Raw genomic sequence first — 10,000 nt, forward strand, 5'->3', positions numbered from 1 at the left:
GGCCTCGCCCTCCCCGGTCCTGACCGTCTGTTCCCACGCTTTCAGCGCCTCACCGGTCGGGGTCAGTTCAAACAGCGCCCGCGTCGTCTTTTCCGCCGTCGGGTCCTGCGCCGGGGTCAGCACACAGGTTGCGGCCTGTGGCGTCAGTTTGCGGATTTGCGGCAGGACAGACTCAATGGCGGCCTGCGGCGGCTTGGGAAAAGCGCGGAGAACGGGACGGTAATAGCTGACATCGTCCGGCCCGCTTTCCACCACGCCAAAGCCGGGCAGGGTCTCGTCGGCCACCATGTGCGTATTAGGGCACGCAAAGGCGTACATAGACAGTTGCCGCCCTCGCACCGCCTGCCATTCGCAGCCGGTGAAGGTCTGCTTCGCCGCCTCGGATGGCTGCGGCTCAGCGGGTTTTTGCCCGCAAGCCGTCAGGCCGAGCGCCATCAGTCCGACCATTGCCACCTTGCGCATGGGTCCCTCCCCTGAATTGCCTCTCCTGATTAGCTTGGCAACGGTGAGGCGGCAAGGGGTGAGCGATACTGCACCGGCTGGCGCAGGATCGTCTTGAGCTTTTCGGGCGCGGTGCGGCGCGGGTCGGACAGATAGATTTCGTGGTGATGACCGGTTTCGCTCAGACCATTGTCGGCAATCCATTGATGCAGGCGCGCGATCAGCGGGCCTTCATCGTCATAAGAGCCTACATGCAGGGTCTGAACGCTCAAGCCCTCGGCCCAGGTTTCGAGCCGTAAGCGCCCCAGAGCTGTGCCGCCCTTGCCCTTGCGCCCGGCCCCGACCACGGCGCGGGCAAACATATCCGGCGTGATGGCGTCCGGCTGCGGCACCATGATCCGCCACGACCACAGGTCTTTGTCGCGGTCATAGAAGCGCTCGAAACGATCGGCCCACCACAGCCCCTCCATCGGCGGCACGCTGTAATCGAGGTCGCATTCGACCTTGCTCATGAATTTCAGCCCATAGGCCACCGAAAACAGCGCCTGCATGGCCTCGGCAAAGCCGTCGCCATTGGGGTCGCCGTGGCCGTCAATCATCAGGAACGGCAGCGGCGGCACGTCGATCAGCACAAACTGACCGGCGGGGGCGGTATAGAGCGGCTTGCGCTCGCGTTTCAGATCGACCTTGCGCATGGGCACCTCCTGAGCGGGAGGTTACAGGTCGTGCTGACAGTTTTTGTCAGGATTAGATGCGCCTCCCCTGATTTCAGGGGCGGCGGTTTGAGCGGAATGTCCATTAGAAACCATTCCGCTCTAGGCAATCCCGGCGGCCTCTGATAAACGCTGCCTCCATGTTGACGATACGGGCGCAGCTTCGAATTTGAAGCCCAGCGTAAGCCACCCGCACCGGGTCTTGCGCTGGGAGTACATCGCCACGCCTTATTTGACCGTATCCCCTCCCAGAGATATCAGGATTCATGTCCGAACACCCTTCACGCGATTACCGCGAAACCGTCTTCCTGCCTGAAACCGCCTTCCCGATGCGCGCCGGCCTGCCCAAGGCCGAGCCCGAAATGCTGAAAAAATGGGAAGAGTCCGACCTGTACCACAGCGTGCGCAAGGCGCGTCAGGCCAAAAACGCCCCCCTGTTCGTGCTGCACGACGGCCCGCCCTACGCCAATGGCAATATCCATATCGGCCATGCGCTGAACAAGATCCTCAAGGACTTCGTGGTGCGCTCGAAGTTCCTGATGGGCTATGACGTCGATTACGTCCCCGGCTGGGACTGCCACGGCCTGCCCATCGAATGGAAGATCGAGGAGCAGTTCCGCGCCAAGGGCCGCAAGAAGGACGAGGTGCCCGCCGCCGAGTTCCGCAAGGCCTGCCGCGAATACGCCGCCGAATGGATCGGCGTGCAGCGCGAAGAGTTCAAGCGTCTGGGTATCCTTGGCGAATGGGATGAGCGCTACGCCACCATGGATTTCGACACCGAAGCCAAGGTCACGGCTGAGTTCCACAAGTTCCTGATGTCGGGTCAGCTCTATCGCGGCTCAAAGCCCGTCATGTGGTCGCCGGTCGAACGCACGGCTCTGGCCGACGCCGAGGTCGAATACCACCCGCACGTCAGCCCGACCATCTGGGTGAAGTTCCCGGTCGCAGAACATAAACCGTTGGCTCCATTCGTAAAGACTGGAGAAAAAGCGCCTAGCCTTCTCGATAAACACCCCCACTTACGGGACGCTTCCGTCGTGATCTGGACCACCACACCGTGGACCATCCCGGCCAACCGCGCCGTCAGCTTCAACCCGAAGATCAGCTATTCGCTGTATGAAGTGACCGAAGTGGCTTCGGAAGAAACGCTCGGTTTCGCGCCGTGGGCCAAGGTCGGAGATCGCCTGATCGTCGCTGAAAAGCTGGCTGAATCCGTGCGCACGGCAGGCAATATCACCGCATGGACTTTGGTGCACGCCGATGTCGATTGCGAGGGCCTCACCCTCGCCCACCCGCTGGCCGCACTTGACGAAGGCTACGGTTTCGATGTGCCCATGCTGGCGGGCGATCACGTCACGGATGACGCCGGTACGGGCTTCGTGCACACGGCCCCCGGCCACGGCGCGGACGACTATCTGGTGTGGCTGAAATCCGGCTATTCGCTGGATTCCATCCCCGATACAGTCGATCCGGACGGAGCCTACTACCCGCATGTGCCGCTGTTTGCGGGTCTGAAAGTCCTTGAAACCGAGGGCAAGAAGGCCGGCAAGTTCGGCGACGCCAACAAGGTGGTGATGGAAAAGCTGATCGAAGCCGGTAACCTGCTGGCGCGCGGTCGCGTCGATCACTCCTATCCGCATTCGTGGCGCTCCAAGGCCCCGGTCATCTTCCGCAACACGCCCCAGTGGTTCATTCGGATGGACCTCATTGGAAACGCGGAAAAAGAAGCTTCCGGCACTAATGCGCAATTGAATACGCTAAGAAGCAAAGCTCTAAAAGCCATCTCCGAGACCGCCTTCTACCCCGATCAGGGCCGCAACCGTATCGGCAGCATGGTCGAAACCCGCCCGGACTGGCTGATCAGCCGTCAGCGCAACTGGGGCACGCCGCTGGCCATGTACGTCGATAAAAAGACCGGTGAGCCGCTGAAAGACCCCGCCGTCAACGATCGCATCATCAAGCTGATCGCGTCTGAAGGCGCAGACGCCTGGTTTACGCGCCCGGACGAGGATTTTCTGGGCAACGGCTACAATCCGGCCGACTATGAGAAGGTCACGGACATTCTGGATGTGTGGTTCGACTCCGGTTCGACCCACGCCTTTACGCTGGAAGGCCGCGACAATACCCATAGCCCCGCCGACCTCTATCTCGAAGGCTCGGATCAGCACCGCGGCTGGTTCCAGTCAAGCTTGCTGGAAAGCTGCGGCACGCGCGGCCGTGCGCCGTATAAGGCCGTCCTGACCCACGGTTTCGTCCTCGACGAACAGGGCGAGAAGATGTCGAAGTCCAAGGGCAATGTCGTCGCCCCGCAGGACATTGCCAAGGAATCGGGCGTCGAAATCCTGCGCCTGTGGGTCGCGCTGTCCGACTATTCCGACGACCTGCGCATCGGCAAGCAGATCATCCAGACGACCGTGGACGCCTATCGCAAGCTGCGCAATTCGCTGCGCTATTTGCTGGGGGCGCTCAATGGCTATACGGACGCTGAGGCCGTCGATTATCAGGACATGCCGTCGCTGGAACGCTACATCCTGCACCACGTGCATGAGCTGGATGCCAGGGTGCGCGCCGCCTATGACGCCTATGACTTCGCGGGCGTCATCCGCCCGGTGGCCGATTTCGCGTCCCAGACCCTGTCGTCGCTCTATTTCGACATCCGCAAGGACAGCCTCTATTGCGACAAGCCATCGGACGTGAAGCGCCGCGCCTGCCGCACCGTGCTCAACATCCTGTTTGAGCGCCTGACGGCCTGGCTGTCGCCCATCATGGCCTTCACCACCGAAGAGGCGTGGAGCTATCGCTATCCGGAGGCACCGGAAAACCTCTATCGCACCCTGCCCGCCGTGCCTGCCGAATGGCACAATGCCGCCGAAGCCGCGCGCTGGGGCAAGATCGAAGAGGTGCTGTCGGTTGTTACCGCCGCTCTGGAAGAGAAGCGCCGCGACAAGGTGATCGGCTCGGCGCTCGAAGCCGCGCCGACAGTGTTTATCGACTCCGAACCGCTGCTGGCGGCCTTTGACGGCATCGACGCGGCGGAGGTCTTCCGCACGTCTCAGGCCGTGCTGTCGGCCTCGGTGGGCCCGGACGACGCCTTCCGCCTGAACGAGGTGAAGGACGTGTCGGTCGTGGTGCACATCGCGCACGGTAACAAGTGTCAGCGGTCGTGGCGCATCCTGCCCGAAGTGGGCTCGGACCCGCGCTATCCGGACCTCTCTTTGCGCGACGCCGACGCCGTCGCCGAATGGGACGCCGCGCATGGGGGCTAGTCGTCCCGCCTCCCCCCTGATATCAGGGGGGATACCGGCTTTAGCCGGAGGGGGGTTATGCGACGGGATTAACCCCACCCGTCTCGTCGCTCACGCGCCGATCCACCCTCCCCTGACATCAGGGGAGGTGCTTATCTTCTGCATCGACGGCCAATCATGACTGACCTTCACACCAAACTCAAAACCCACTTCGCCCCGCCGCACACCACGCCGCTGGGGCGGCAGATGCTGCTGATCGGGCTGATCGGCCTGATCCTTGATCAGATCAGCAAGAACTGGATTTTATACGGTCTGCAACTGCCCAGTCTCGGACAGGTCAAGATTTTGCCCTTCTTCTCGTTCAGCATGGTGTGGAACAAGGGCGTCAGCTTCGGTTTCTTCCATTCGGAAGGGATCGGCCGCTGGCTGCTCACCCTGTTTTCGCTGGTCGTGTCGGCCTTCCTGATCGACTGGGTCCGCCGCACCAACCGGCGCATCCTCGGTCTGGGGCTGGCTCTGGTGGCGGGCGGAGCCATCGGCAACGCCATCGACCGTATCATCTACGGCGGCGTGGTCGATTTTCTCGATTTTTCGGGGCTGGGTTTTCCGTGGGTGTTCAACATCGCCGACGCCGCCATCAATATCGGCGTGGCCCTGTTGTTCATCGACGTCTTCTTCCTCAATCGGGAAGAGTCGAAACAAGGTTAAACGCGGACCCTTGGCAGGGCGGCGAAAAGCAAGTAACACTCTCCGGCCCCTTCTGAAAAAGGGCACGGATAATGCGGAGCGAAGAATGAAGTCGGTCAAAGTAGTGGCGGGTCTGGTGCTGATCGCCGGCGTCGGTCTGACGGGGTGCGAATCGACCAAGAGCGCGCTGGGCCTGAACAAGGTCGTGCCGGACGAATTTCGCGTCGTGACCAAGGCGCCTTTGGTGGTGCCGCCGGATTTCGCGCTGCGCCCGCCCGCGCCGGGTGAGCCCCGCGCGCAGGAACTGCAACCCGAAAGCGCGGCGCGTGAGGCCCTTTTGGGTCAGCGTCAGGCCATCACCCGTTCCGAAGGCGAAAAGGTGCTGGCCACCAAGGCCGGGGCCGATAAGGCTGATCCGCTGGCCCGCTACGTCGTGGACGATGAATTTGGCGATCTGGCCTATAAGGAAGAGAGCTTCGCCGACAAGATCCTGTTCTGGAAAAAGGACGCGACCCCGGCACCGGCGCCTTCGACCAACTCGGTGCTGGCCGGTGAAGTCAATGCGCTCGACCCGGAATCGGAAGCGGCGCGCATCAAGACGTTGCTGGGCAACGGCAAGGTGACCATAGAGCAAAAGAAGGAAAAGTCCTTCAAATTGCCCGGCCTGTAAGCCATCAAGCATTCAAAGTTTCAAAGGGCTGCCGCACGGCGGCCCTTTTTCGTTTGAATTTATGCCTTAAGATCGAAACCACAGATTTCACAGATTTCACAGATTATCCGTGCCCGTGTCACTCACCCGGCGCGCAGCGCCCATCTGTGAAATCTGTGAAATCTGTGGTTCACACCTCTTACTGACATCGCGAGCGAGACTCTTTTGAACCAAGGATAGATACGGATGACGAAGGGCGTTCGTCTGGCACAGATATCCGTGTCGGCGGCGAAGCCGCCATCCGCGGTGCAAGACATTCCTTAAAAGCCCACGGGCGTCACGACTCATGCAGAAACAGGAGAAACCACAGATTTCACAGATTTCACAGATTATCCGTGCCCGTGTCACTCACCCGGCGCGCAGCGCCCATCTGTGAAATCTGTGGTTCACACCTCTTGCTGACATCAGGCGCGGGACTCTTTTTGAACCACGGATAGACACGGATGACGAAGGGCGTTCGTCTGGCACGGATATCCGTGTCGGCGGCGAAGCCGCCATCCGTGTGCATCCGTGGCAAACCTTGCGGCGCGAAGCGCCCTCACCTGTCTTACCGCACAAACCGTAAGGGCCTTCGGGCGCGGGCGGCGTTACGGCTCAGCGTTCGTGATTTTGGTGTTTTTCGTGGCCAAAACCTTCCCGACATTGCCCCCGTCACCGGACTCACCTAAATTGGGTCAATGGCTCATATTTCCCGCCTGCCTCAGGACACCATCAACCGCATCGCCGCCGGCGAGGTGGTCGAGCGTCCGGCTTCGGCCATCAAGGAGCTGGTCGAAAACGCCATCGACGCCGGCGCGACGCAGATCGACATTTTCGCCGATATGGGCGGCCTGTCGCGCATCCTGATCGAGGATAATGGTCGCGGCATGGACGCCGACGACCTGCCGCTGGCGGTCGAACGCCACGCCACTTCCAAGCTCAAACCGCAGGCCGACGGCACCTGGGATTTGCTGCATATCCAGACGCTCGGCTTTCGCGGTGAAGCCCTACCGTCCATGGGCTCGGTGGCGCGGCTGGACATCACCTCGCGTGCCAAGGGCATGGACGGGGCGATTGCCATTACGGTCGATGCCGGGGCGATGTCGCCGCTGCGCCCCGCCGCCTTTTCGCGCCCGCACGGCACGCGGGTCGAGCTGAAAGACCTGTTTTACGCCACCCCGGCGCGCCTGAAGTTTATGAAGACCGACCGCGCCGAGAACATGGCCATCAGCGAAGAGGTCAAGCGGCAGGCCATGGCGCACGAGGATGTCGGCTTTTCGCTGACGCTGGACGGCAAGCGGTCCCTGCGCCTCTACCCCGAAGAGGCGGGGTTTGAGGGGCGGCTGAAGCGCCTCGCCGCGCTTTTGGGCGATGATTTCGGCCACAATGCCCTGCTGATTGATCAGCAGCGCGAAGGCGTCCGCCTGACCGGCTATGCGGGCCTGCCGACCTTTTCGCGCGGCAATGCCCAGCATCAGTACCTGTTCGTCAATGGCCGGCCGGTACGCGACAAGCTGCTGACCGGGGCGCTGCGCGGGGCCTATGCCGATTTTCTGGCCCGCGACCGCCACCCGATGGCGGTGCTCTATGTCGAGACCGACCCGCAGGATATCGACGTCAACGTCCACCCGGCCAAGGCTGAGGTGCGCTTCCGCGACCCCAATCTGGTGCGCGGCCTGATCGTCGGCGCGCTGAAACATGCGCTGGCCTCGGCCGGGCACCGCGCCGCGACCACCGTTGCCGATCAGGCGCTCAGCGCCTTCAATCCGCTATCGTCGGGCTATCGCGCGCCGATGCAGCCGACCCTGTCCCTGAATGGAGGCTATCAACCCCGCGCCTTCGCCACGCCGGAGCAGCCGCACCCCAACTATCAGCCGGCGTGGAATGCCGACCTGACCTTTGCCCCGTCGGCCAGAGTCGAAAGAGACCTTGTTACCGCCGCACCCACGATGGAGAGGCCGGAGGACAGCGGCCTGGCCGAAGCGGGGGTTGATCTACGCACGCTCAGCCAGCCCCTGCCGCCCGAATTTGAGTCCTATCCGCTGGGGGCTGCAAGGGCGCAGTTGCACGAGACCTACATTCTGGCGCAGACCAAAGACGGCCTGATCATCGTCGATCAGCACGCCGCCCACGAACGGCTGGTCTATGAGCGCATGAAGACCATGATGGCCGAAGGCAATGTGGCGCGTCAGACCCTGCTCATCCCGGAAATCGTCGATCTCGACCCCGCCGATGTCAGCCGCCTGATGGCGCGGCGCGACGATCTGGAAGGCTTTGGCCTGATGATCGAAAGTTTTGGCCCGGCGACGATTCTGGTGCGCGAAGTCCCGGCCCTGATCGGCGACGGTGACGTGGCCGGGCTGATCCGCGACCTGGCCGACGACATTGCCGAAAACGGTCAGGCCCTGATCCTGAAAGAGCGGATGGCCGAAATCTGCGGCAATATGGCCTGCCGTAACTCGGTGCGCGCCGGGCGGCGTCTGTCGGCCTCCGAAATGAACGCCCTGCTGCGGCAGATGGAGGCGACGCCGCATTCGGGCCAGTGCAATCACGGCCGCCCGACCTATGTCGAGCTGAAGCTGAAAGATATCGAAAAGCTGTTCGGTCGAAGATAGGGTTTTGCCACGAAAAACACGAAAAGCACGAACGGTGTCGGAGCGCTTTTTTGCGCGAAGCGCCTGAAAAACAGACGGATCGTGCGCTGTGCAACGGCTTTTGGGCAGAGCATGTCCGCTATTTGAATGTTCGTGTTTTTGGTGTTTTTCGTGGCCAAAACCATCAAAAAAGCGGCTCGTTAAACGGTATTATTTAGCCACGGATAGACACGGGTGACGAACTGCGTTCGTCTGGCACGGATATCCGTGTCGGCGGCAAAGCCGCCATCCGTGTCTATCCGTGGTGAAAAAGAGCCCCGCCCGCGAAAGCACAGAAGGGCGCTGCGCGCCGGTGCTGGTACCACAACGCGGTTAATCTGTGCAATCTGTGAAATCTGTGGCTTCTACTGCTTTAGGACACAGGTGCGGAAAGAGATTAACCACCTATATTCGCGGTGCCATTTCCAAGGGCGATCAGGGTGAGCGCGCCTCATCCGGCGCACTCACCCTAAGCCCCACTCCCCCGTCGGCTCATGCGGTCTGATGTCCCGTCAGACCGGAGCTTTTAGGTCAGACCCACGACCGGGACGGCAAGGTCAGTTTCCCCCTGAACCTCACCCCCGGTCGAAATCAGTCATAAAAAAACCCGCGGCAAACGCCACAGGCTACAAAATCAACGCGTTACGTTGAGAACAATAATCCCGACACCCATCAGGAAGGCCCACGCCTGAACACTCAGACCGGCCATCAGAATAACCTTCAGGCCGTCGCGGCGCTTCTTGCCGCCTTCAAGCTTGATCGCTTCTGCCGTCATAACATCACCCCATTTATAACAGTTCAGTCCCGCCCCTTGCTGGGGCTTCGGTGCATTAATCGTGCCTGACGGCGCGGTTTACACCTTGTTAAGGACATATTGGGGACACAATAAAAAACTCGTCAATATGAAAAATCCGGCCAATGGGTTAATTTGGCCACACAAAGACGATGGTTTTTGAATTAAATTATATAAATCAATAATTTGATCAGTTAAAAATTCGTAAGAATTTTTTGTTTCAGGAACAAAACCTGCGCCGGACCATAGGTTCGGGTGTCGATTATTTGCCACAGTTCCGTGGCAAAAAAGTCCTCATCGGCGGCCATCTCTGCCACAATCAAGGCCTCATCGCTCAGCCAGTTCCCGTTTCGCAACGCCTCCAGCGCCGGCTGTACCAAACCCTTACGGTAGGGCGGGTCCATAAACACCAGATCGAAGGCTTCCGACGCGCCGCCGGGGCGCACGCCCAGTTGCGTGGCGTCGCGGCGGTGGATGCGCGTGACGCCAAACAGGCCAAACGCTTCGACATTGTCGCGGATGGCGCCGCGTGCCGCGTCATCCGTATCGACAAACAGACAAAACGCCGCCCCGCGCGACATGGCCTCAAGCCCCAGCGCGCCGGAACCGGCAAAGACGTCCATCACCCGCGCCCCGTTGAGGTTGGGGGCGAATTCCGCGTGCTCCAGAATGTTGAACACGGCCTGACGCGCCCGGTCCGAAGTCGGGCGGGTGTTCTGGCCTTCGGGGGCGCTCAGGGCGCGCCCGCGAAACTCACCACCGACGATACGCATACGGACCTACTCCGGACGCGGCTTGCG

The 10,000-nt window shown here is 61.2% G+C and carries 9 protein-coding genes; 5 read left to right on the forward strand and 4 right to left on the reverse strand.

What is annotated here, in order from left to right:
• Both LDL37_RS12515 and LDL37_RS12520 read right to left on the reverse strand, forming a co-directional pair.
• Positions 1–462: hypothetical protein (locus LDL37_RS12515; RefSeq protein WP_290798822.1), on the reverse strand; the 462-nt coding region annotated here is incomplete at its 3' end.
• Between the two features lie 29 nt (positions 463–491).
• Complete coding sequence (locus tag LDL37_RS12520; protein ID WP_290798824.1) at positions 492–1,136, reverse strand: GyrI-like domain-containing protein; 645 nt, start codon at positions 1,134–1,136, stop codon at positions 492–494.
• 284 nt (positions 1,137–1,420) lie between these two features.
• Here LDL37_RS12520 and ileS point away from each other — a divergent pair, with 284 nt between their 5' ends.
• The 5 genes from ileS to LDL37_RS12545 all read left to right on the forward strand — a co-directional run bounded on the left by ileS (position 1,421) and on the right by LDL37_RS12545 (position 8,586).
• On the forward strand, positions 1,421–4,420 hold the full coding sequence (ileS, locus tag LDL37_RS12525; protein ID WP_290798826.1) for an isoleucine--tRNA ligase: 3,000 nt from the start codon (positions 1,421–1,423) through the stop codon (positions 4,418–4,420).
• A 156-nt stretch (positions 4,421–4,576) separates the two neighbouring features.
• The gene (lspA, locus tag LDL37_RS12530) at positions 4,577–5,107 is read left to right on the forward strand and encodes a signal peptidase II (protein WP_290798828.1); all 531 of its coding nucleotides are present in this window, start codon (positions 4,577–4,579) and stop codon (positions 5,105–5,107) included.
• Positions 5,108–5,192: 85 nt separating this feature from the next.
• On the forward strand, positions 5,193–5,756 hold the full coding sequence (locus LDL37_RS12535) for a DUF3035 domain-containing protein (RefSeq protein ID WP_290798830.1): 564 nt from the start codon (positions 5,193–5,195) through the stop codon (positions 5,754–5,756).
• 716 nt (positions 5,757–6,472) lie between these two features.
• Positions 6,473–8,389: a DNA mismatch repair endonuclease MutL gene (gene mutL, locus LDL37_RS12540; protein WP_290798832.1), complete on the forward strand. Its 1,917-nt coding sequence runs from the start codon at positions 6,473–6,475 to the stop codon at positions 8,387–8,389.
• A 50-nt stretch (positions 8,390–8,439) separates the two neighbouring features.
• Complete coding sequence (locus tag LDL37_RS12545; protein ID WP_290798834.1) at positions 8,440–8,586, forward strand: hypothetical protein; 147 nt, start codon at positions 8,440–8,442, stop codon at positions 8,584–8,586.
• 455 nt (positions 8,587–9,041) lie between these two features.
• Here the strand turns inward: LDL37_RS12545 and LDL37_RS12550 are convergent, their stop codons facing one another.
• The gene (locus tag LDL37_RS12550) at positions 9,042–9,182 is read right to left on the reverse strand and encodes a hypothetical protein (RefSeq protein WP_013480909.1); all 141 of its coding nucleotides are present in this window, start codon (positions 9,180–9,182) and stop codon (positions 9,042–9,044) included.
• 212 nt (positions 9,183–9,394) lie between these two features.
• A complete protein-coding gene (gene rsmD / locus LDL37_RS12555; RefSeq protein WP_290798836.1) occupies positions 9,395–9,973 on the reverse strand; it encodes a 16S rRNA (guanine(966)-N(2))-methyltransferase RsmD in 579 nt (192 codons plus the stop codon).
• Between the last annotated feature and the right edge of the window lie 27 nt (positions 9,974–10,000).

The organism is Asticcacaulis sp., assembly GCF_020217185.1.
In the GTDB taxonomy this organism is placed as follows: Bacteria; Pseudomonadota; Alphaproteobacteria; order Caulobacterales; family Caulobacteraceae; genus Asticcacaulis.

Excerpts from the sequence above, each read along its gene's own strand:
- LDL37_RS12520 (WP_290798824.1), bottom strand. The coding sequence starts at position 1,136 with ATGCGCAAGGTCGATCTGAAACGCGAGCGCAAGCCGCTCTATACCGCC.
- ileS (WP_290798826.1), top strand. The coding sequence starts at position 1,421 with ATGTCCGAACACCCTTCACGCGATTACCGCGAAACCGTCTTCCTGCCT.
- lspA (WP_290798828.1), top strand. The coding sequence starts at position 4,577 with ATGACTGACCTTCACACCAAACTCAAAACCCACTTCGCCCCGCCGCAC.
- LDL37_RS12535 (WP_290798830.1), top strand. The coding sequence starts at position 5,193 with ATGAAGTCGGTCAAAGTAGTGGCGGGTCTGGTGCTGATCGCCGGCGTC.
- mutL (WP_290798832.1), top strand. The coding sequence starts at position 6,473 with ATGGCTCATATTTCCCGCCTGCCTCAGGACACCATCAACCGCATCGCC.
- LDL37_RS12550 (WP_013480909.1), bottom strand. The coding sequence starts at position 9,182 with ATGACGGCAGAAGCGATCAAGCTTGAAGGCGGCAAGAAGCGCCGCGAC.
- rsmD (WP_290798836.1), bottom strand. The coding sequence starts at position 9,973 with ATGCGTATCGTCGGTGGTGAGTTTCGCGGGCGCGCCCTGAGCGCCCCC.